Origin of the sequence: Actinoplanes flavus, assembly GCF_017592555.1 — a bacterium.
Lineage (GTDB): Bacteria > Actinomycetota > Actinomycetes > Mycobacteriales > Micromonosporaceae > Actinoplanes > Actinoplanes flavus.
Genome location: NZ_JAGFNS010000008.1, coordinates 175,581 through 196,116 on the forward strand (window position 1 = coordinate 175,581; position 20,536 = coordinate 196,116).

Annotated in this window: 18 protein-coding genes; 7 read left to right on the forward strand and 11 right to left on the reverse strand. The window is 72.3% G+C overall.

Translation table 11 applies throughout. From position 1 onward, the window contains the following. Nucleotides 1-4: 4 nt before the first annotated feature. Nucleotides 5-769 (forward strand): LamG domain-containing protein, encoded by a 765-nt coding sequence (locus J5X75_RS14385; protein WP_208467865.1) that lies wholly within the window; start codon nt 5-7, stop codon nt 767-769. Nucleotides 770-866: 97 nt separating this feature from the next. Next, nucleotides 867-2,870, forward strand: coding sequence for an NACHT domain-containing protein (locus tag J5X75_RS14390; protein ID WP_208467866.1), 2,004 nt, complete (start codon nt 867-869; stop codon nt 2,868-2,870). A 19-nt stretch (nt 2,871-2,889) separates the two neighbouring features. Here J5X75_RS14390 and J5X75_RS14395 read toward each other — a convergent pair whose 3' ends face one another. Both J5X75_RS14395 and J5X75_RS14400 read right to left on the reverse strand, forming a co-directional pair. Further along, entirely contained in the window at nt 2,890-4,095 is a 1,206-nt protein-coding gene (locus tag J5X75_RS14395) for a GGDEF domain-containing protein (protein WP_208467867.1), read from the reverse strand. Then, nucleotides 4,095-5,297, reverse strand: coding sequence for an extracellular solute-binding protein (locus tag J5X75_RS14400; RefSeq protein ID WP_208467868.1), 1,203 nt, complete (start codon nt 5,295-5,297; stop codon nt 4,095-4,097). The genes J5X75_RS14395 and J5X75_RS14400 overlap by 1 nt, the downstream gene beginning before the upstream one ends. 401 nt (nt 5,298-5,698) lie before the next feature. On the opposite strand from J5X75_RS14400, the gene J5X75_RS14405 reads away from it, so the two are divergent. Next, nucleotides 5,699-6,688 (forward strand): SGNH/GDSL hydrolase family protein, encoded by a 990-nt coding sequence (locus J5X75_RS14405; RefSeq protein ID WP_208467869.1) that lies wholly within the window; start codon nt 5,699-5,701, stop codon nt 6,686-6,688. Here the strand turns inward: J5X75_RS14405 and pdxY are convergent, their stop codons facing one another. Continuing rightward, nucleotides 6,689-7,540, reverse strand: a complete 852-nt coding sequence (pdxY, locus tag J5X75_RS14410) for a pyridoxal kinase PdxY (protein WP_208467870.1) — start codon at nt 7,538-7,540, stop codon at nt 6,689-6,691. 119 nt (nt 7,541-7,659) lie between these two features. Here pdxY and J5X75_RS45955 point away from each other — a divergent pair, with 119 nt between their 5' ends. Beyond that, nucleotides 7,660-10,047: a tetratricopeptide repeat protein gene (locus tag J5X75_RS45955; protein WP_208467871.1), complete on the forward strand. Its 2,388-nt coding sequence runs from the start codon at nt 7,660-7,662 to the stop codon at nt 10,045-10,047. Here J5X75_RS45955 and J5X75_RS14420 read toward each other — a convergent pair. Beyond that, complete coding sequence (locus J5X75_RS14420; RefSeq protein ID WP_208467872.1) at nt 10,005-10,214, reverse strand: dodecin; 210 nt, start codon at nt 10,212-10,214, stop codon at nt 10,005-10,007. The two genes, J5X75_RS45955 and J5X75_RS14420, sit on opposite strands and share 43 nt — an antisense overlap. 224 nt (nt 10,215-10,438) lie before the next feature. On the opposite strand from J5X75_RS14420, the gene J5X75_RS14425 reads away from it, so the two are divergent. Both J5X75_RS14425 and J5X75_RS14430 read left to right on the forward strand, forming a co-directional pair. Further along, nucleotides 10,439-11,224, forward strand: a complete 786-nt coding sequence (locus J5X75_RS14425; RefSeq protein WP_208467873.1) for a maleylpyruvate isomerase family mycothiol-dependent enzyme — start codon at nt 10,439-10,441, stop codon at nt 11,222-11,224. Nucleotides 11,225-11,441: 217 nt separating this feature from the next. Then, nucleotides 11,442-11,618, forward strand: coding sequence for a hypothetical protein (locus tag J5X75_RS14430; RefSeq protein WP_208467874.1), 177 nt, complete (start codon nt 11,442-11,444; stop codon nt 11,616-11,618). Between the two features lie 38 nt (nt 11,619-11,656). Here J5X75_RS14430 and J5X75_RS14435 read toward each other — a convergent pair whose 3' ends face one another. Next, a complete protein-coding gene (locus tag J5X75_RS14435; RefSeq protein ID WP_208467875.1) occupies nt 11,657-14,044 on the reverse strand; it encodes an ATP-binding protein in 2,388 nt (795 codons plus the stop codon). Between the two features lie 166 nt (nt 14,045-14,210). Here J5X75_RS14435 and J5X75_RS14440 point away from each other — a divergent pair, with 166 nt between their 5' ends. Beyond that, entirely contained in the window at nt 14,211-15,191 is a 981-nt protein-coding gene (locus J5X75_RS14440) for a Gfo/Idh/MocA family protein (protein WP_208467876.1), read from the forward strand. A gap of 163 nt (nt 15,192-15,354) precedes the next feature. On the opposite strand, the gene J5X75_RS14445 is transcribed toward J5X75_RS14440, so the two are convergent. The 6 genes from J5X75_RS14445 to J5X75_RS14470 are packed head-to-tail and all read right to left on the reverse strand — an operon-like array spanning nt 15,355 to nt 20,453. Continuing rightward, nucleotides 15,355-16,041: an SDR family oxidoreductase gene (locus J5X75_RS14445; protein WP_208467877.1), complete on the reverse strand. Its 687-nt coding sequence runs from the start codon at nt 16,039-16,041 to the stop codon at nt 15,355-15,357. Beyond that, nucleotides 16,041-16,865 carry a 5-deoxy-glucuronate isomerase gene (gene iolB, locus J5X75_RS14450; protein WP_208467878.1) on the reverse strand — a complete coding sequence of 275 codons (825 nt, stop codon included), beginning with the start codon at nt 16,863-16,865 and terminating at the stop codon, nt 16,041-16,043. Before iolB ends, J5X75_RS14445 begins: the two co-directional genes overlap by 1 nt. A gap of 14 nt (nt 16,866-16,879) precedes the next feature. After that, complete coding sequence (locus tag J5X75_RS14455) at nt 16,880-18,019, reverse strand: glycoside hydrolase family 88 protein (protein WP_208467879.1); 1,140 nt, start codon at nt 18,017-18,019, stop codon at nt 16,880-16,882. Between the two features lie 21 nt (nt 18,020-18,040). Further along, nucleotides 18,041-18,667: a hypothetical protein gene (locus J5X75_RS14460; protein ID WP_208467880.1), complete on the reverse strand. Its 627-nt coding sequence runs from the start codon at nt 18,665-18,667 to the stop codon at nt 18,041-18,043. Beyond that, nucleotides 18,664-19,548 (reverse strand): carbohydrate ABC transporter permease, encoded by an 885-nt coding sequence (locus J5X75_RS14465; RefSeq protein WP_208467881.1) that lies wholly within the window; start codon nt 19,546-19,548, stop codon nt 18,664-18,666. Before J5X75_RS14465 ends, J5X75_RS14460 begins: the two co-directional genes overlap by 4 nt. Continuing rightward, nucleotides 19,548-20,453, reverse strand: coding sequence for a carbohydrate ABC transporter permease (locus J5X75_RS14470; RefSeq protein WP_208467882.1), 906 nt, complete (start codon nt 20,451-20,453; stop codon nt 19,548-19,550). Before J5X75_RS14470 ends, J5X75_RS14465 begins: the two co-directional genes overlap by 1 nt. Between the last annotated feature and the right edge of the window lie 83 nt (nt 20,454-20,536).

Genomic DNA, 20,536 nt, shown 5'->3' on the forward strand with positions numbered 1-20,536 from the left:
CGGCATGACGTTTCTGCGTTCCGTGTGCGGCGCGGTGTGCGCCGTCGTCCTCGCCGCCACCCCGGCGACGGCCGCGCCGCCGCCCGGCGAACTCGAACTCCGGTACCTCGGCGATCTCACCGGCCCGGCCCAGGTGGCCGACAGCAGCGGCAAGAACCTGCACGGCACCATCCTGACCGGCGGCGGCGGGGCGATCACCCCGGTGGACGGCTTCCTGCGCTTCCCCGGCGGCAGCTGCACCACCGCGCCGTGTCCGCAAGCGATCATCCGGCCGGCGAGTTCGGTCACCCTGGTGCCGGGAGACCAGGGTGAGGGACGTTTCGTGTACGGGGCGGACATCCGCCTCACCGAGACCCCGTCACCGGCGGCCGGGATGAACGTGTTTCAGTTCGGCGCGGCGGGCGCCGGGATCAGCCAGTGGAAGCTCCAGGTCGACGCCGGCCGCCCCTCCTGCCGCTGGTCGGACGGCACCGCGTTCGTGCTGCTGCCGGCCGATCTGACGTTGACCGTCGGGCGCTGGTACCGGGTGACGTGCGTCCGGCTGTCGCCGGTGCTGTTCCAGATCCGGGTGGACGATCCGGTGACCGGCCGCCAGGTGCTGCCGCCCGCCCGGCAGACCGGCGGGTTGCGGGACGTCCTGCCCAGCGGCGCCGTGGTGATCGGCGGCAAGCGGATCAACGCGGCGCAGAGCGACGTGGACACCGACCAGTTCCACGGCGACCTGGACAACCTCGAGTTCGGCCGCCGGATCCTGCCGTCGGACGACTGACCGATCACGCGAGGACTTCTCACCTTGTTAGACGGGTGTCGATGGGTCGTCCGTACGGGCCATGTCGTTTCGTACCCCGCGTTGGCAGCATGTCGGGGTGCCTCGATGGTCTCGAACTCCCCGGCTGTGGTTCGCCGTCTCCCTGGTCGTCATGCTGGTGCTGTTCGCGGCCCTGAGCTGGTTCCTGCAACGGGAAGGGCTGGAGCGCGCCGACAAGTGGGCCAGCGTCGTCTTCGGCGGCACGGGGGCGGCCGCGATCGCCATCGGGGCGCTCTCCTGGGTGTGGCGGCAGGGCGCCCGGCCCGGCGACGACACCGCCGTCGTGCTGTCCTGGCTGGCCGACGCGCAGCAGGAGCAGTGGCAGACGGAGCAGAACGCCCGGCGGGTGGGCGACCCGTGGCCGTTGAACATCCGGTGGCTGGCCACCGCCCGGGCGCAGGCGGTGATGGCGAGCTGGGCGTCGGTGCGCGGCACGCCGGGCGGCGGGCCGGCCGAACTCGCCGGCGAATACGCCGGGATCGGGGACCTGTTCACCGCCCCGGACGCCCCGAAACGGCTGATCGTGCTCGGTGAGCCCGGCGCCGGCAAGTCGATGCTGGTCCTGAACCTGGCACTGCAACTCCTGGCGAGGCGCGCCCCGCAGGAGCCGGTGCCGGTCGTGCTGTCGGCGGCCGCCTGGAATCCCGTGCTCGGTCTCGACGACTGGGTCGCCGGCCAGATCACGATGATCGATCGCCGGCTGGCCCGGCAGGTTCCCGGCCCGGGCGGCACACCACGGACCCTCGCCCGTGACCTGGTCGCCCGGGGCCTGATCCTGCCGGTGCTGGACGGCCTCGACGAAATGGCCGGCACCCTGCAAGAGGCGGCGCTCCGTGCGATGTCCCGAGCGGCCGGCGCCGGTCATGGCCTGGTGGTCACCTGCCGCACCGTCCCCTACGAGGCCGCCGTGGCGGCATCCGGTCCGGTTCCGGCCGCCGCCGTCGTGGAGATCCAGCCGGTCGCGGCCCGCGATGCCGCGCGGCACCTGGCCGACAGCGCCGCGCTGAGCGACCACCGCTGGCGACCCGTCGTCGAGCACCTGACAGCGATGCCGAACGCGCCGCTGGCACAGGCGCTGTCCACCCCGCTGATGATCTGGCTGGCCCGGACCGTCTACCAGGATCGCGGCCACGACCCGGCGGAACTGCTCGACGCCGGCTGGGCCGCGACCCGCGGCGGCATCGAACGGCACCTGCTGGAACATCTGGTCCCCGCCGCGTACGCGACCGCTCTCGGCGGGCACCCGGCCCGCACCGCCGAGGAGGCGGCGCGGGTTCGCCGCTGGCTCGGCACGGTCGCCGCGCATCTGCGGGAGCAGCGGACGTACGAGTGGGGCTGGTGGCATTTCCACGAGCTGAAGCCGGTGCCCACCGTGCAGCTCTTCTCGGTCGCCTTCGCCGTCGCCGTCGCGCTGGTGACGACGGTGACGGCGATACCGATCGGGGTCGCGGTCTTCTCGTCGGCGCCGCTGTGGGTGGTGTCGGTCTATACCGGGACCGCCGTCGGCCTGGCCACGGCGTACGCCCGTCTGCTCTTCACCGACCGGTCGGTGCCACGGCAACTGACGCCCGGTGGGGCGGGCCGGATGTTCGCCACGGTCGGCGTGCCGTTGGCGGCCGTCTCCACCCTGTTCGGAGAACCGCTCTTCGGGCTCGGCATGATGCTGTCGGCGGGCGGGGTGAGCGCCCTGGTCTCCGGGTCGACGGTGGCGGCCGCGGCGGCCAGGCCCACCCGGTCGCTGCACATCGACCGGGCCACCGCGCTGACCTCGGGCGGCACGGCCTGGCTGGCTGCCGGGCTCCTGTGTGCGGTGGCATTTCCGGGAACCGAGGCCGTCGCCTGGGTCGCGATGAGCCTGTTCCCCGCGGCTGCCGCGGTCTGCCTCAGCGCCTGGGGACAGTTCTGTCTGGCGCGGGTGGTGTCCGCCGTCGCCGACGGGATGCCGCTGCGGATGATGAGCGCGCTGGACGAGGCGCACGCCCGCGGGGTCCTGCGCCGGGCGGGTGGCGTCTACCAGTTCCGGCACAACCTGGTGCAGGATCATCTCGCCACGCGGCGCTGACCCGCGCCGGCTCGCGGCGTCACGCCGCGTCGCTGCCCTCCCGGTCGATGCCGGCGTGTGCCGGGTCCCGCAAGGATTCACCGAAGACCGCGAACTGTCCCTTGCCCCGTTCCTTGGCGGCGTACATCGCCAGGTCCGCCCGGCGCAGCAGGTCCGACCGGTCCCGTTCCGGTCCGGCGACCGCTATGCCGACGCTGCCCCGGGTGAGCACGTGGGTGCCGCCGACGTCGACCGGCTCGGCCAGCGCCTCGATGATCCGCTGAGCGAGGTGGATCGCGGTGTCCGCGCCGCCGTCCTCGATCAGGATCGCGAACTCGTCGCCGCCGAGACGCGCCGGGGTGTCGGCCGCGCGTACCGACGCCCGGAGCCGGCGCCCCACCTCCACCAGCAGCGCGTCGCCCGCGGCGTGGCCCAGGCTGTCGTTGACCCGCTTGAAGTCGTCGAGATCGATGAACATGACAGCCGGTTCCTCACCCGACTCCAGGGCCAGGTCCACACGTTCGGCGAACAACGAACGGTTGGGCAGGCCGGTCAGCGAGTCGTGCTCCGCCTGGTGCCGGATCCGCTCCGCGTTCTCCCGGGACAGCGCCAGCGCCGCCCGCTCCTGCCGCAGCAGTTCAGCGGTGGCCGTGGCGGCGACCCGGTGGGCGCGGTCGAACCGGCGCAGCAGGGCGCCGATCATCGCCGCCGTCAGCAGCATCGCGCCGATCAGGACGTAGTCGGCGGTGGCCGAGGTCCGGCGGGCGGCGGCGACCGCCCCGTCGGACAGCGCGGTGATCTGGGTGCTGAGCTGCTTGAACTTCGGGCCGGTCTCCTCCAGCTCGACCACCGCGGCCCCGACGGTGTCGTCGATCACCAGCAGGGCCAGCTGCTTGTCGAGCACCACGTGGTACTCATCCACCAGCCGGCCCAGGTCGGCGCTGCCGGTGCCGGGCCGACCGTCGGCGAGCCGTTGCAGGATGTCCCGTTCCCGGCCGCGGATGGCGCCCACCTCGCGGGCCACCCGGACCGGGGCGTTGCCTCTGGCCAGGGTCTTCCACTGCAGCGCGCTCTCCTCGTTGAGGAGCAGACCGAGGCTGTGCAGCCGGGCCGCCTCCTGATTCTCCGCGACGCCGCGCCGGTGCAGGACGATGTTGAGGTAGGTGACCAGCGTCAGGACGGCTACCACGGCCGCGAGCACGTTCACCCAGCGGTGGCGCCGCCATCGGCGCAGGAATCGGCGCATCAGGACGCCTGGCGTACGGCGACGCGGACGTCCTCGTCGGCCCGGCGCAGCAGCGCGCGCAGCTCAGGCTCGGCCATCGGCGCCCCGGTCGCCTGCACGGACTCCCACAGGGTGCTGATGTCCCTGGTCAGGGCCGCCTCGATGTCGCCCCACGCGGCGAGCGCCGGGTACTGGCGGCCGGACTTCTGCGCCTCGGCGAACGCCCGGTAGATGGGATCGGTGTCCAGCGCGGTGGCCCGCACCGTCTCCAGCCGGGCCGGCCAGATTCCCGCGTTGCGTACCGCGTACCGCTCCTGGCTCTCCGCCCCGGTCAGGAACCGCACCCACTCCAGTGCCGCCGCCCGGTGCGCCGAACGCGCGAAGATCGCCAGGTCGCTTCCGCCGAGGAAGGTGTACCGGCCCCGCGGCCCGGCCGGCAGCGGCGCGGTCGACCAGCCGGCCCGCAGCCCGGCACGGTTCGGGTCCGCACGGAAACCGGACACCGCGTCGGGGCCCTGCATCAGGACGGCGGTCTCGCCGGCGGCGAAGGCGGCCATGGCGGCGTCGGTGTCCTTCGTCATCAGCTCACGCTTGTTGTAGTTGCCCATCAGGCGCTGGTAGTAGTCGATCCCGGTGAAGGCTTCCGGGGTGGACAGTGTCGGCGTCGCGCCGTCGGCGGCCAGAAGGTCGCCACCGGCGCCCCAGATGAACGGGGTGACGTTGTGTACGACGTTCCAGTCGTTCTTGCCCGGCTGCCCCAACGGCGTGATCTTGCCGTCCCGCTTGATCGCGGCGAGGGTCCGCTCCAGCGAGTCCCAGTCGGCGAACGCCTTCTCGGGTTCCAGGCCCAACCTGCGCAGCACGTCCGTGCGGTAGAAGAGCGCCCGGACGTCGACGAACCACGGCACCGCGTTCACGGTGTCCGAGCCGACCGGCTTCGTCGACGTCCAACTCGCCGGTACGAAGGCCGCGCGCCCACCGAACGACGCGATCTCGGCTTCGGTGTACGGCTGCAGAACCCCCGACTTGGAGAGGTTGCCCACCCAGGTGGTGCCGAGCTGGGTGACGTCGGGCGCGTCGCCGCCACCCGCCGCGGTGCTGATCATGGTCAGGGCGGCCGCCCAGTCCAGCATCCGCAGCTCGACCGTGATGTTCGGGTGCAGACGATGGAACTCGTCCGCTTCGACCCGCATCGACCTCAGCGCGTCGGTCCCGTTCGGCATGAACCAGAACTTGATCGTCACGGGATCCGCCGAACCGGCGTACGAGATGGTCTCCTCCGGTGTCGACGCGGTCCGCCTCGTGCACGCGGTTCCCGCCAGCAACAGGGGCAACACCGCCAGCGCGGCAGAAGCCGTTCGCAGGCGCCGGGTCCAGCCTTGAGCCTTCACATCTATCCCGCCGGGTCGTCGGAGATCGGGCCCCGGATTCATCGGCTCCGCCACGCTCGGCTTTAGCCTCGCAGTGATCTCCGGTCAGCCGCCGTCCGACGCGGGCCACGACGAGATCTCGGCGACACATGCGGATTCGCCGTGCCGCCGCCGCGGCCTATTGACATGTATCGATTCAACGGGAACCCTGGCGCCTGCTGGGAGCGCTCCCGACGATGCCTGGAGGTCGACCGATGCGCCGTGTCCTGTACGCCGCCGTCCTCGTCGTGGCCCTCCTCGCCCCAGCGGCCCCGGCCCGCGCCGCCGACAGCGACATCACCTTCGTCGGGCGCTGGAACACCACGAACGCCTCGGCCTACGTGCCCTACTGGGCCGGCGCCTACCTACGGGTCGGCTTCACCGGCACCACCGTGAAACTGCGCCAGCGCAACACCGTCACCCTGTGGGCCAGCATCGACGGCCGTCCGTACACCGCCTTCACCGGCTCCGGCACGATCAACCTCACCCCGGCGCCGCTCGCCGCCGGCAATCACACGCTGATCGTCAGCTACCGGCAGGTGGCCGGCTCCTACACCGGCGACGCCGTCTTCCAGGGCCTGACCCTCGACGCCGGCGCCACCACGTTCCGGGCGCCCGCCCGGCCGCGCCTGATCGAGTTCATCGGCGACTCGATCACGGCGGGCACCACCAGCAGCCAGCTGGCCGTCACCGGCTACGGGTTCAAGACCGGGGAGCAGCTCGGCTACCACCACACGCAGATCGCGATCGGCGGCATGTGCCTGTCCGAGACGGCCGACGGCTGCTGGGCGCACGAGACCCGCTACTGGATGTCCAGCGGCGGGCAGGCCGGCACCGACCTGTGGGACTTCAGCCGCTACCCGGCCGACGGCGTGGTGATCAACCTGGGCACCAACGACAAGAGCCACGGCGTGAGCGGCGCGACCTTCCAAACCAGGTACATCGCCTTCCTCGCGAAGGTCAGGGCGAGGTTTCCCGCCGCGAAGATCTTCGCCATGCGTACGCTCATCGGTCGTTATGCGGCGGAGACGCAGGCGGCCGTGCAGGCCCGCCATGCCGCCGGCGACGCCCAGGTCTTCTACGTCGACACCACGGGGTGGCTGCCGGCGGACGGCCTGAGCGACTCCGTGCACCCCAACGACAAGGGCCATCAGGCCATCGCCGACCGCCTGGTCCCGGTCATCCGCGCGAAGGTGCCCGCCTGATCAGCGCACCTGCTTGGCGCTGAACTGCATCCGCGGCGTGGCGTAGAACTCCTGCGCCTGCACCAGCCGCAGCTCACGCTCACCGGACCGGTACGTCGTGTCGATCAGGTCGAAGACGCTGGACGCCGTCCGCTCCAGAGCCAGAGCCGGGTTCCCGGTCGTCACGTAGTGTGCGGTGAACAGGGCGGCCGTGACGTCACCGGAGCCGTTCGCCTTGAACGGCAGGTGCGGGGTGGTCACGATCCAGGCGCCCGAGCCGTCGACGACGAGCATCTCGATCGTGCCCGCCTCCCGGTCCGGCCGCTCCACGCTGGTGACCAGCACGGCCGACGGCCCCATGGCCCGCGCCAGGTCGGCCGACTCCAGGGTCGACTCGATGCTCGCCGGCTCGGTGCCGGTCAGGAAGCCCAGCTCGAACTGGTTCGGCGTGATGATGTCCGCCACCGGCACCACCCGGTCCCGCAGCAGCACCGGGATCTCCGGCGCGACGAAGCAGCCGGACTTGGCGTTGCCCATGACCGGGTCGCACGCGTAGACCGCCGCCGGGTTGGCCGCCTTGACCTGCCGCACCGCGTCGATGATCACGTCGGCGATGCCCGCCCCGCCCTGATATCCCGACAGCACCGCGTCGACCTGCGGAAAGACCCCACGCTCCGCCACCCCGAGGATGATCTCGGCCACGTCCGCCGGCGGCAGCAGCGGACCACGCCAGGCCCCGTACCCCGTGTGGTTGGAGAAGTTGACCGTGGGAACGGGGACGACCTCGACACCGATCCGCTGCAACGGGAACACGGCCGCGGAGTTGCCGACGTGACCGTGGGCGACCGCCGACTGGATGGACAGAACCTTCATTCGCCCAGCTTATCGATCACGCCGCGGGGTGACGCCCTGGACGCCCCACCGCGCGTGTGCTCCGATCAGGAGAGGCGGTCCGGCACGACGGCCGTCCGGTTCGGCCGGGAGGGACGCTGGTGGATGCCGTTCTGACGACGGCGCTGCGCGCCTACCGGCGCTGGCGGAGGTCAGGGGATGCGGCGACGCTGGACCATGCCGTCGACGGCTTCGCCGCCGCTTTCGGCGCCGCCGGTCCGAACTGGCCGGCCGACGCCGCCCTCGCCCTGCAGGCCCGCTTCGAGAGCGCGGGCGACCCCGCCGACCTCGACACCGCGATCCGGTACGGGCGGCGCGCCCTCGCGGTACGCGGGCCGGACGATCCGGACCGCGCGCTGACCACGTCCAACCTCGGATTCCACCACCGGATGCGATTCGACCTGACCGGCCGCGACGAGGACCTCGCGTACGCCGTCGACCTGGGCCGGGAGGCGGCGGGCCTGGTCCCGCCCGGCGACCCGGACGAGCATCTGATCGTCACGAACTTCGCCATCGCCCTCGGCGCCCGGGTCGCGGCCGAACCCCGCGATGACGACCTGGACGAACTGGTCGGCGTGTTGCGCCGTCTGGTCGACGGCGGTGGCTCCGAACCGGGACGCGAGCACGCCACGCTCCTGATCGACCTGTCCCGGGTTCTGCTGCTGCGGTCCGAACCGGACGCCGCCTGCGCCGCCGCGGCCGAGGCCGTCCGGGCCGCCTCCGCCGGTGCCGCCGGTCCGGCGCTGCGCCAGCTGGTCCTGGCGCAGGGGTACCGGGCCGGCCGCGAACCGTCGGCCGAGGCGATGGCGGAACTGGCCGTCGGCGCCGAGCGGGCCGTCCGGGCCTACCCGGCCGGTCATCCCGAACGCGGGGCCGTCCTGCTGCTGCACGGCATCGTCCTCGCCACCCGGTTCGCGGTCACCCGCAACGGGAATCACCTGGCCAAGGCGCTGCGGGCCGCCCGCCGGGCGGTGCGGGCCACGACCGGGACACCACCGGATCAGGTGGTCGCGCTCTGCACGCTGAGCGGCCTGCTGCTCGAGAAGGACCAGCCGGCCGAGGCGATGCGCAGCGCGCGGGCGGCGTCCGGCATCGTCACCGGCCCCGACGAGACGGCCGCCGGGGCGCTGGCCGGCCTGAGCGTGAGCCTGTACGACCGGTTCCGGCGCGGCGGCGACCTCGCCGCCCTCGACGAGGCGGTGCGCGCCGCCGAGCGGGCCCGCGCGCTCGGCGCGGCGGGCGCCGCCGGTCAGCCGGAACGGCTGCGGACGCTCGGTGTGCTGCTCCAGGCCCGCTACAAGGCCACCGGCGCCGCCGCGGACCTGCGGCACGCTCTGGCGGTGCTGCGGGAGGCCGTGGATCACGCCCGTACCGATCAGGCCCTTCACCAGGCGCTGAGCCAGCTCGGGCTGGCGCTGTTCCGCCGGTACGAGTCGACCGGTTCGGTGACCGATCTCGTTCAGGCCGTCGAGGCGGGACGGCGCGCGGCGGACAGCGGGTCGCCGGGCAACCTCGTCGGTTCTCTCCTCGCCCTGCATCAGCACACCGGCCGCCTCGACGTCCTCGACGAGGCGGTCGCCGCCGGCCGCCGCGCGGTCGACGGGACACCGCACACCGACGGGGACCGGGCGACGATGCTGTCGGATCTGGGCATCGCCCTGCAGACCCGCGCCGAGCTCACCGGCAGCGAACCCGACCTGCGGCAGGCGATCACCGCCGGGCGGGAGGCCGTCGACAGCAGCCCTCCGGACAGCCCGGACCGGGCGCTGTACCTCACCAACCTGGCCATCGCCCTGCGCCAGCTGTCGGAACAGTTCGGTGACCCGGACGCGATCGGCGAGGCCGTCGCCCTGGCGCGGCGCTGCCTGGACGCGGCCGTCGGTCAGCCGTCGGACCTGCCCGGCTACCGGATCAACCTCGCCGGCTGCCTGCTGCGCCGGGACCAGCCCGGCGATCTGGCCGAAGCGGTCTCGCTGTTGTCGTCGGCGGCGCGGGCCGACGGCGCGCCGGCCCGCGTCCGCGTTCAGGCGGCGGCGGTCTGCGCGGGAGCGCTGGCCGAGGCCGGACAGGCCGCCGACGCCGCGCGCTGGTTCCGCATCGCGGTCGAGATGCTGCCGCTGCTCGTGTGGACCGGGATCACCTACACCGACCGGCAGCATCTGTTGCGGCTGCACACGGCGCTGCTGGCCACGGACGCGGCGGCGGCCACCCTCACCGCCGCCGGCGCCGGCCCGGCCGCCGAACTACTCGACCAGGGCCGCGGCGTGCTCTGGGCGCAACTGCTCGACATGCGCGCCGACCTGGCCGGGCTGGCCCGAACCCGGCCCGGCCTGGCACGGCGGCTCAGCGCCTGCCGGCAGGCGCTCGACCGCGACACGACAGATCAAGACCATCCGGGGTACGGGGAGAGCCCGGCCCGCCCGTCCCCCGGCGCCCTGCTGATCGGTCAGTCGTCGACCCGGAAGCCCAGCTTCACCAGCACCTGGTAGTGGGCCACCGCCCCGTCGACGACCTGACCGCGGATCTCCCTGGCCTCGAACCACTCGATGTTGCGGATCGTCTCCGCGGCCTTGGCGATCGCCGTGCGGATGGCGTCGTCGACACTGGTCGGGCTGCTGCCGACGACTTCGGTGAGCCGGTACACGTGATGCGTCACGACGGATCCTCCTCAGGTCGGGGCCGGCACGGGCGCCGGATCCTCCGTCAAGGGTGCGCGCCGCGGCCGCGGTCCGCCGGGAAACGCCCACAACGCGACAACGGGTACGTCTCAGCGGCCATCGTGGACGGGCTCCGCTCAGGGCGTGGCGGTCCACCACGAATCGATGGCGCGGCCCGCTGGGACAGGGCTCCGCACGGCGGGTTCCGATCTACGCTTGGCCGATGACGACTCTCGCCGGCCGCACCATCGCGGCCCTGCGCAGTGAGCACGACGCCCTCGCGGCTCTCGTTCCCGGCCTCCCCGACGAGCGGCTCACCGGCCCGTCCGGCGCCTCCGCCTGGACGATCGCCGACGTCCTGTCCCACCTGGGCAGCGGCGCCGAGATCACGCTCGCCGGCTTCCGGGCGGCGACCGGTGACGCCGAGGCGCCCGGCCCCGACTTCAACCAGGGCGTGTGGGACCGCTGGAACGCGCTGGGCCCACGGGAGCAGGCCACCGGCTCTCTCACCGCGAATCAGGCGCTGGTCACCGGCCTCGAATCGGTGCCCGAGGACCGGCACGAGGAGCTGCGGGTCCGGACCTTCCTGCCCGATCCGGTACCGTTCGCATCATTCACCGCGCTGCGGCTGAGCGAGGTGGCCCACCACACCTGGGACGTCCGGGCCGGCCTGGACCCGGCGGCCACCCTCGCCGACGGCTCGGCCGAGGTGCTCGCCGAACACCTCAGCGGCGGCCTGGCCTTCCTGCTCGGCTTCATCGCCAGGCCGAAGGAGGCGCCCGACCACGCGGTGGTCGAGATCAGCGGTACGGCGTACCGGCTGGTCGTCGACGACGCGGCGCGGCTCACCACCGAGCCCCTGCCGGCCACGGCGACGTTCACCGGCTCGCTGGAGTCCGTGTTGCGGCTGCTCTACGGGCGCCTCGCGCCGGAACACACCCCGGCCGGCACCACGGTGACCGGCAACATCACCCTCGACCGGCTGCGCGCCGTCTTCCCCGGCTTCTGACCGGGACTCCGGCCCCGGAGAGGACCGGCCGGCTCCCCGCTGGACGGGTTCGGCCGTGGTCCGATGCGGTGCGCGGCGCGCGTACCCGACGATGGTTTTGATCGTGATGGTGACGGGCCGGTCCGGGCGCCGGGAAAGTGTCCGGAATCGGCTCGGACACCTCTGGATCCGCAGAAAGATGGTCGGCAACGGCACCTATGTGGACTCAGGAGGAGTCATGATCCAGGCAATCGTTCCCGTCGCGAAGGCCATCTGGGCATCGCCGCTCGGCCGCAAGGCCACCGTCATGGCCGCCGGCGCACTGATCAGCAAGGTCACCAACCGGCACGTCGGCGGGGTCGGTGGCGTCGGCCCCAACGCCACCGACAACCAGGGCGTCATCGTCAACCGCTGACCGCGGCGGCCCCCGGCGCCCCAGGGCTCCGGGGGCCGTCAGCAGAGGCGGTCGAGCGTGCTTCGCGCCTCCCGCGCGGCGGATTGCGCGCCGACGCCCTCGAAGAGTTCGACCGCCTGGCGCAGGGCTCGCCGGGCCGCCTCGAGATGGACGGCGGCGAGCCGCCTGAGCGAACCGGCCTGCTCCCCCGGGTCGCCGGTCTCGGCGAACAACGCGGCGGCCGCCACCAGGTTGGCCTCGGCGCTCCGCAGATCGCCGAGCTCCAGGTGCGCGGCGCCGATGCTGTCCAGGGTCGCCGCCTCACCGGACCGGTCGCCCGCCGCGCGGTTGCGCAGCAGCGCCTCCTGGCACACGGCGAGGGCCTGTTCATGCGCGCCGCCGAGACTCGCATACCAGCCGACGGCGTTGAGCGCGTTGGCCTCTCCCGCGGCGTTGCCGGCCGCCGCGTAGCACTCCGCGGCGCGCCGCGCGAGTTCGGCTCCGTGGGAGTAGAGCTTGCGGGCGCCGGCGTTGCGACTGAGATCGATGTACGTGTGCGCCCGGCCGGCGTGGTCGTCCGCCGCGGTCCACAGTCGCAGCGCCGCCTCCAGGTGAGTGTCGCTGTCGTCGAGGCGGTCGAGAAGCGCGTACGTGCGCCCCAACAGCCGCCGCATCCGGGCTTCGGCGCGTTCGTCCCCGCACCGGCGCGCCGCGACCAGGCCGTGTTCGACCGCCGTCGCCAGGTCGTGCCAGTAGCCCTGACGATTGAGGAAGTCGCTCATCGTCCAGGCCAGCTGCCAAGCGTGGGTGTCGAAACCGAGGTCGACCGCGATCGGGATCATCCGCATCACGCTGAGGTGGTGGCGTCTCAGCCAGTCGAGCCCTTCGGCGTCACCGGCGACCCTCTCCACGGGGACGTCGGGCGCGGCGGGCGGCAGGATGAGCGGATCGCGTTGTGGATCCCACGCCATGGCGGCCCGGTGGGCGTTGTGCAGATAGAAGTCGACGGCCCGGGCGATGGCGTCCCGTCGCTCGGCGGCGGTCTCCTCGGCGTCGGCCAGCACCATCGCGTTCTCCCGCAACAGATCGTGCAGGCCGTACCGTCCGGACTGCCGTTCCTCCAGCAGGTGCCGGTCCACCAGGGATCCGATGACGCGGCCGGCCTCCCGGACGGCCGTCGCGGCGAGGCTCGCCACCACGCCCTGGGTCACGAACGGCCCGGGGTGCACGCCGAGCAGCCGGAAGACACGGGCCGCCTCAGGCTCCAGATCGGCATAGGACAGCCGGAAGATCTGCTCGACCTGGGCGCCGCGCCCGGCGCCCAGCCGTTGCTGCGCCGAAGTCACCGCATCGGCCAGCCGGCGGAGTGAGGATTCCCGGTTCCTCTCCACCAGCGCCGCGGCGACGTTCACCGCCAGGGGCAGGCCGGCGCAGCCCGTCACGACCGTCCCGGTCGCCGCCGGGTCCGCGGCGACGACCTTCTCGCCGAGGCGCTCCACCAGCAGAACGCGGGCCTGGGCGGAGGTGAACGGCTCGACGCGCACCGCCTGGGCCGCGGTGTCCTCGATGAGCCGATCGAGGGCCGAGCGGCCGGTGACGACGACGAAGGACTCCCTCGCCGCGGGTAGCAACGGAAGTATCTGGTCGGCGGATTCGGCGTTGTCGAGGACGATCAGCACCTGCTGTCCGGCGAGGCGGCCGCGAAGCGCCTCCGCCTGCTCGTCGTCGGAGGCCGCGGGCCGTTCACCCAGCTGGAACAACAACGCCCGCGCCGCCTGACCGGGCCGAAGCGGGGTGCCGTCGGGCTGACGCAGGTCGAGGTAGAGCTGTCCGGCCGGGAAGCGATCGGCGACGAGGTGTGCCCACCACACGGCCAGGCTGCTCTTGCCCGAACCGGGGAGCCCGGAGATGACGGCGACGCCCGGCGCGGCCGGCGCCCCTCCGGTGTCGTTCAGCGCGGCCGTCAACGCGGCGAGTTCGGTGTCACGCCCGACGAAGTACGGCGCGGTGGGTGGGAGGCGGCGCGGCACGGCGAGCATCCGTAGCCTCTCACTGGCGTCGGCCGAGCGGATGTCGTTGTGCCGGTCGAGCTCCAGTTCCTTGAGCATCTCCGCGAGGCGGCGGAACCACACGTTGCGGTCGACCATGGCGTCGGTCAGACCCGAGCCGTGCGATCGCGACCAGGCCGCGCACGCGTCGACGAACAGGTGCAGCCATTCCAGCGACGGCAGCGAGTCGCCCTTGAGCTTGTCGTCGATGCTCGACTTGCCCGTTCCCCGTAAGGCCCGGCCCGGGTTTCCCCGGGGCGCTGAGCCCAGCGTGTCGGCGGAGCGTCGCCGGATGCGCTCGGCCAGCCAGCGCAGCGACGGCGATCCCGCTGCCACCCGCAGCTCCTGAAGGCTGTCGGCGAACGTACGCCGAGGATCTGCTTCGATCTGTTCGGTCATGGGCGCGGTGTCACTCCCTGTCGTGCCCGGGCCGCCCGAGTGCCGGACCGCCCCGCTGACAGGAGCACGGTGCGGCGGGCGTCACGGTTGAGCCGTTTTCACCATCTGCAAAGGTCCGCGGGAAACCCGCGCTCAACGGCGACGGCGGCGGGAGACAGTGAGGGGCGTGAACACGTCCATCGAACCGATGCGCATCGGTGTGCTCGGCGCCGCCCGCATCGTGAAGGCCGCCCTGATCGACCCGGCCCGCACCGTCGACGGTGTCGAGGTGGTGGCGATCGCCGCCCGGGACCCCGACCGGGCCCGGCGGTACGCGGCACAGCACGGCATCGGTCACGTGCACCCGTCGTACCAGGCGCTGCTGGCCGACCCGGTGGTGAACGCCGTCTACATCCCGCTGCCCGCGGCCCTGCACGCGCCCTGGACCATCGCCGCGATCGAAGCCGGCAAACACGTGCTGTGCGAGAAGCCGTTCACCAGCAACACCGCCGCGGCCGAGCAGGTCGCGGAGGTCGCCGCGTCGTCGGACAGCGTCGTGATGGAGGCCTACCACTCCCACCACCATCCGTTGCAGGCCCGGCTACGGGAGATCATCGCCTCCGGCGAGCTGGGCCGGATCACCGCGGCCCGCGCCACGTTCTGCGCGCCGGTCCCGCCCGGCCGGGACATCCGCTGGGACCTCACCCTGGGCGGTGGCGGCCTGCTCGACGTCGGCTATTACCCGGTACGCCAGCTCCGTGACCTGTTCGGACCGGCCCCGGAGGTCACCGCGGCCCGGGCCTGGCAACGCGGCGGCATCGACCGGCTGATCACCGCGACCCTGCGCTTCGCATCCGGAGTCGAGGGCCGCATCGTGTCGTCGATCTGGTCACGGCACCTCATCGGCGCCACCCTGGAGGTCGCCGGCGAGGACGGCCGGATGCGCGTCTCCTGGCCCTACCACCCGCAGATGCGCGGCAGGATCCGCGTCCGCGGCGGCCACGGCAGCCGGGTGGAGCCGGCCGACCGGCGTTCCACCTACACGTACCAGCTGGAGGCCTTCCGTGACGGCGACGACAGCGGCACCGGCCCGGCCGACGCGGTGGCGCAGATGCGAACCCTGGACGCCATCTACACGGCCGCGGGCATGTCCCCCCGGCCGTCGTGAACAGTGGCCGCCCTCGCCCTGGAGCGGCCCGCCTCGAACTCGCGGGCGAACGGCCACGACGGCCCGAATCACCCGGACGCCGGGCGCCGGTTTGCCGGCCCGCTCCCCGTGAGCGGCCGGCGGGCCAGCGAACCGATGGGCAGGCGTACCAGCGGGCAGCGGATCAGCGGGCCAGCCATCCCCCGTCGACCGGGAGGACCGCGCCGTGGACGTAGCGGGCGGCGTCCGAGGCGAGGAACACGACCGCGCCCTTGAGGTCGTCCGGGGTGCCCCACCGCCCGGCCGGGATCCGGTCCAGGATGGCGGGCGCGCGGTCCGGGTCGGCACGGAGTTCGGCGGTGTTGTCGGTGGCCATGTAGCCCGGCGCGATCGCGTTGACGTTGACGCCGCGCCCGGCCCACTCGTTGGCGAGCGCCCTGGTCAGCCCGAGGACGGCGTGTTTCGACGCGGTGTAGGCCGGCACCCGGATGCCCCCTTGGAAGGACAGCATGGAGGCGATGTTGATGATCTTCCCGTGTCCCTGGGTGAGCATGACCCGGCCGGCCGCCTGGCTGAGGTGGAAGGTCGCGTCCAGGTTGACGCTGAGGACGTCGTCCCAGTCGTCGCCGGTCACGTCGGCGGCCGGTGCCCGCCGGATGATCCCGGCGTTGTTCACCAGGATGTCGAGCCGGCCGAGGCCGGCCACGTAGGAGTGCAGGTCCGCCGTACGAAGATCGAGGGTCTTGCTGTCGACGGCGACGACCTTGGCGCCGGCGGAGGTGAGGGCCTCCGCGCAGGCCCGGCCGAGGCCGCGGTTCCCGCCGGTGACGAGGGCGACCCGTCCGTCCAGCCGGAAGCTGTCCAGGATCATCAGTGGCCCAGGTCGCGCAGCATCGGCACGGTCTTGGTCACCCAGGACAGGCCGGTGTCCTCGTGGGCGCCCTGGGTGCGCTGGGTCCCGGCGAGGAACCACAGGTAGTAGGTGGTGTAGCCGGGCGCGCTGACCACGGTGTGGTAGCCCTCGGGCATCATGTGGACGCCGTGGTCGCGGACGGTGAAGTTCTCCTCGTATCCCTCGTCGGTGTACATACGGCAGATCCCGAAGCCGCCCGCCGGGGCGACCCGGAAGTAGTACATCTCCTCGTGCGCGGCCTCCGCGGGCAGGTTGTCGTTCTTGTGCCGGTGCGGCGGGTAGGTGCTCCAGTTCCCGGACGGGGTGAAGGTCTCCCCGACGATGAGGCGCCGGGCCGGCAGGGTGGGCTGGGCGATCTCGGTGAGGATCTGGTGGTAGCCGCGCCCGAAGTTGGCCGCGCCCCACCGTCCGGAGGCGACCTGTCCGGGTTCGATGACATACGGGGCGGTGGCCAGGTCGCTGGGCGCGCTGGGCAGGGCGATCTCGACCGGTGTGATGGCTTCGATGGTGACGTCGCTGCCGTACGGGATGTAGACGGAATGGGGTTTGCCGGAGAACACGTCGGCCCGGCCCCCGACGGCGGCGAACTTCTCCCCGCCGACGGTGAAGTGCGCGCTGCCGCCGAGGATGACGGCGAGGATCTCCCGGTCTCCGGAGGATCCCGACCAGGTCTCGCCGGCGCCGAGTCGGACCAGCTGGAAGTCGAGCAGTGAGCACGGGTTGAACGGCAGTGGGTTCATCCCGTTCCCGGCCGGGATGTAGCAGTGGTAGCGGTAGTCCATGGAAGAGGTGCTCCTTACCAGGGGTGGGTCCAGCCGGGACGGGTGACGCGGGTGAGGGCTTCCAGGTAGAAGTAGTCGCCCCACAGGTTTCCCTCGTCGACGCCGACGCCTTTGGGTTTGTCGTAGACGCCGTGCAGCAGCAGCGCGTTGGAGCCGGGCCGGGTCAGGGTCGAGTAGCCGTCGATCAGCGACCGCAGGATGCGCCCCGCCTCGGCCCGGTAGCGGTCGGCCCGGTTCGGGACGGCGGCGGCGAGTTCGAGGAGCCCGTTGACCGCGATCGCGGCCGCCGAACTGTCGCGTTCCTCGCCGGTGGCCGGGTCGCGGGCGAAGATCAGGTCCCAGTGGGCGACGCCGTCGGCGGGCAGGTGGGCGAGGAAGTAGTCGGCGCAGCGGACCGCCGCCGCCAGCAGGGTGGGATCGCCGGTGTACTGGTGGTTGAGGGTGAAGCCGTAGATGCCCCACGCCTGCCCGCGCGCCCAGCAGGACTCGTCGGCGCTGCCCTGCTCGGTCTCCCCGCGCAGGGGTTCGCCGGTGGCCGGATCCCAGTAGAAGGTGTGGTAGGTGGTGTCGTCCGGCCGCAGGATGTGATCGCGCAGCTGGGCGGTGTGCCGGCGGGCGGCGGCCGCGTACCGGGGGTCGCCGGTGGTGCGGCTGGCCCAGAACAGCAGGGGTGTGTTCATCAGGCTGTCGACGATGGTGCGGCCCTGCTGTCGTGGGTCGGCGAGGTCGCCCCAGGCCTGGATGATGCCGGCGGACGGCAGCACCCGGGTGAGCAGGTGGTCGGCGGCGGCCAGCGCGGCCCGTTTGGCCTCGGGGTCACGCCCGCGCCGCCAGGCGGTGACGCACGACAGCGTGTAGAGGAAGCCGAGGTCGTGGGTGTCGAGGTCGACGCCGCCGTCGATCCGGTCGGCGAAGGCGCGCACGTGGGCGGCCGCCGCCTTCCGGTAGGTGTCGTCGCCGGTCAGGGCGTGGGCGAGCCACAGCATGCCGGGCCAGAAACTGGTGGTCCACCCGGTGTTCGCCGGCCGCGGCCGGTACCGGCCGTTGTCGGTGGTGTCACTCGGGTAACGGTCGCCGAACGCGGCGAGGTTGGCGTCGATGGTGCGCAGGGCGGCGGTCACGGCAGTTCCGGTCTGGTCGGCGATCGCCGTCATGGTGTCCTTCCGTTCGGTGGCTCATGCGGTCAGGGCGGGGGCCAGCGTGAATCGGCTGTTGGCCCCGACGACGTACAGCAGTGGGGCGGCCGCGACACCGATGGCGAGCGCCGGGCGGGCCGCCAGCAGTGCCTCGAACACGGCCAGCACGGTGAGCGAGAAGAGGCTCAGATACCAGCGGCGCACCGCGAGGTAGACGCCGGCGCGGGCGGCGTCGCGCAGCCGGACGGCTGGTCGTTCGGCGAGCAGGACCAGCACGAGCAGGGTGGTGACGGCGGTCAGCGTCATGGCGACGACGATCGGCGGCAGCACGGCCGCGCCGATCGGCCGCCCCCAGGCCCACCGGGCGTCCACGCCGAGGACCAGCAGCGCGAGCGTCGCGACGATCCCGGTGGTCAGCGCGCGCCGCGCCGATCGGCGCCAGGCCCGCCAAAACTCCAGGACCACACCATCGGGGTACGACCGGAGCACGGTGAACGTGGCGACCAGCGCGGGCCCGCCCAGTGGCGCGAACAGCACCAGCAGCGGCCAGGTCCGCCCGGGGTCGCTGGTCAGCAGCACCGCGAGCAGCGGGGAGCAGGCCACCGCGAGCAGCAGGTTCGTCGTCAGGGCGAGGTGGGCGCCCCGCAGGATCCGGCCGGCGGTCATCCTTTCAGCCCCGTGGTCGCGATGCCCTCGACGAAGTAGCGCTGCCCGGCCAGGAAGATCACCAGGATCGGCAGGACGGACAGCACCGACCCCGTCATGATCAGCGCGTACTCGGCGTTGTACTGGCTGATGAACGACTTGAGACCGAGCTGGATCGTCCACAGGTCGGGGCTGCGCAGGTAGAGCAGCGGCCCGAGGTAGTCGTTCCATGTGGTGACCAGCGTGATGAGGGTGAGGCTGGCCAGCGCGGGCACGGACAGCGGCAGCATGATCCGGCGGTAGATGCCGTACTCGCTCATGCCGTCGATGCGGGCCGCGTCGATCAGCTCGTCCGGGACGGTCTCGTAGAACTGTTTCATCAGGAACACGCCGAGCGCGCCGAACGCCTGGAGGGCCACGATCGCCCACAGCGTGTCGGTGAGCTGGAGTTTCGACATCATCACGAACTGCGGCACCATGTACGACTGCCACGGCACGGCGAGGGTGCCGATGTAGGCGAGGAACAGCACGTCGCGGCCGGGGAAGCGGACCTTGGCGAAGCCGTACGCCGCGAAGCTGCCGGTGAACACCTGCAACAGGGTGACCACCGCGGACAGCAGGACGGTGTTGCCCAGCCAGGTCGTCATGTCGGACTTGGACCAGATGTCGAGGTAGTTGCTCCACACCGGGTCGGTCGCGATCCACTGGACGGGGACGGTGAAGACGTCGTTGTTGCTCTTCAACGACGACATGACCATCCAGTAGAACGGCAGCAGCACCACGACGGCGGCCACGCCGAGGGTGAGGTAGCCGAGGACGCGCCGGCCCCCGGACAGCCGCCGGACCGGCTGGAGTTCGTCGTCGGCGACCCGGGACGGCGGGGTTTGCAGCAGGGTGGTCATCAGGCGCTCCGGCGTTTGTTGACGACGAACTGGACGACCGTCACCAGGAAGCAGATGGCGAACAGCACGACCGAGACCGCGGACGCGTAGCCGAACTGGTTCTCCTCGAAGCCCTTCTGGAAGATGTACTGCGACAGCACCAGCGTGGACTGGCCGGGCCCGCCGTCGGTCATCACCAGGATCAGGTCGAGGACCTTGAAGCTCTCGATGGTGAGCAGCACGGTGATGAAGAAGGTGGTGTGCCGCAGCCCGGGCAGGGTGACCGCGCGGAACCGCTGCCACGCGCTCGCGCCGTCGACGAGCGCCGCCTCGTACAGCTGGGCCGGGATGGTCTGCAACCCGGCGAGGAAGAGCAGCATGTAGTAGCCCATGTACCGCCAGGTGCCGACCACGATGACGGCCGGCATCGAGGCGTCCGCCGAGGTGGTCCAGCCGGGCGGGTGGTCCACGCCGATCCATCGCAGCACCTCGTTGACCGGCCCGAACCCGGGGCTGAACAGCATGTTCCAGATCTGGGCGATGGCCACGATCGAGGTGATGTACGGGAAGAACGCGACCGTCCGGAAGAAGGCCACCCCGCGCAGTCTGCGGTTGAGCAGCAGCGCCAGCCCGAGGGAGACGCCGAGGGTGAGCGGGATGTGGAAGGCCGCGTAGTAGAGGGTGTTGCGCAGCGCCGTCCAGAAGCTGGTGTCCCGGGCCATCTGCCGGAAGTTGTCCAGCCCGGTCCAGGTGGCGCCGCCGAACACGTCCCATTCGGTGAACGCGTAGTAGAACAGCAGCACGACCGGCACCATCGTGAGGATCACGAAGCCGGCGAAGTTCGGCAGCAGGAAGGACCAGCCCACCGCGGTGTTGCGCGCGACGACCCGGCCGCGCCGGCGGCGGGTATCGGCGATCGTCGTCATCTGTCGGCTCCCGTTGTCGGACCGTGGGGCCCGCGGGGGGGGCGGGGGCCCCGGGGGGGGGCAGGGGCACGGCCCCCGGGGTG

Bases quoted from the DNA above. Each gene is read 5' to 3' on its own strand.
- iolB (WP_208467878.1), bottom strand. From the start codon at position 16,865: ATGGACTACCGCTACCACTGCTACATCCCGGCCGGGAACGGGATGAAC.
- J5X75_RS14395 (WP_208467867.1), bottom strand. From the start codon at position 4,095: ATGCGCCGATTCCTGCGCCGATGGCGGCGCCACCGCTGGGTGAACGTG.
- pdxY (WP_208467870.1), bottom strand. From the start codon at position 7,540: ATGAAGGTTCTGTCCATCCAGTCGGCGGTCGCCCACGGTCACGTCGGC.
- J5X75_RS14435 (WP_208467875.1), bottom strand. From the start codon at position 14,044: ATGACCGAACAGATCGAAGCAGATCCTCGGCGTACGTTCGCCGACAGC.
- J5X75_RS14385 (WP_208467865.1), top strand. From the start codon at position 5: ATGACGTTTCTGCGTTCCGTGTGCGGCGCGGTGTGCGCCGTCGTCCTC.
- J5X75_RS14470 (WP_208467882.1), bottom strand. From the start codon at position 20,453: ATGACGACGATCGCCGATACCCGCCGCCGGCGCGGCCGGGTCGTCGCG.
- J5X75_RS14465 (WP_208467881.1), bottom strand. From the start codon at position 19,548: ATGACCACCCTGCTGCAAACCCCGCCGTCCCGGGTCGCCGACGACGAA.
- J5X75_RS14405 (WP_208467869.1), top strand. From the start codon at position 5,699: ATGCGCCGTGTCCTGTACGCCGCCGTCCTCGTCGTGGCCCTCCTCGCC.
- J5X75_RS14455 (WP_208467879.1), bottom strand. From the start codon at position 18,019: ATGACGGCGATCGCCGACCAGACCGGAACTGCCGTGACCGCCGCCCTG.
- J5X75_RS14430 (WP_208467874.1), top strand. From the start codon at position 11,442: ATGATCCAGGCAATCGTTCCCGTCGCGAAGGCCATCTGGGCATCGCCG.
- J5X75_RS14425 (WP_208467873.1), top strand. From the start codon at position 10,439: ATGACGACTCTCGCCGGCCGCACCATCGCGGCCCTGCGCAGTGAGCAC.
- J5X75_RS14460 (WP_208467880.1), bottom strand. From the start codon at position 18,667: ATGACCGCCGGCCGGATCCTGCGGGGCGCCCACCTCGCCCTGACGACG.
- J5X75_RS14445 (WP_208467877.1), bottom strand. From the start codon at position 16,041: ATGATCCTGGACAGCTTCCGGCTGGACGGACGGGTCGCCCTCGTCACC.
- J5X75_RS14400 (WP_208467868.1), bottom strand. From the start codon at position 5,297: ATGCCGAACGGGACCGACGCGCTGAGGTCGATGCGGGTCGAAGCGGAC.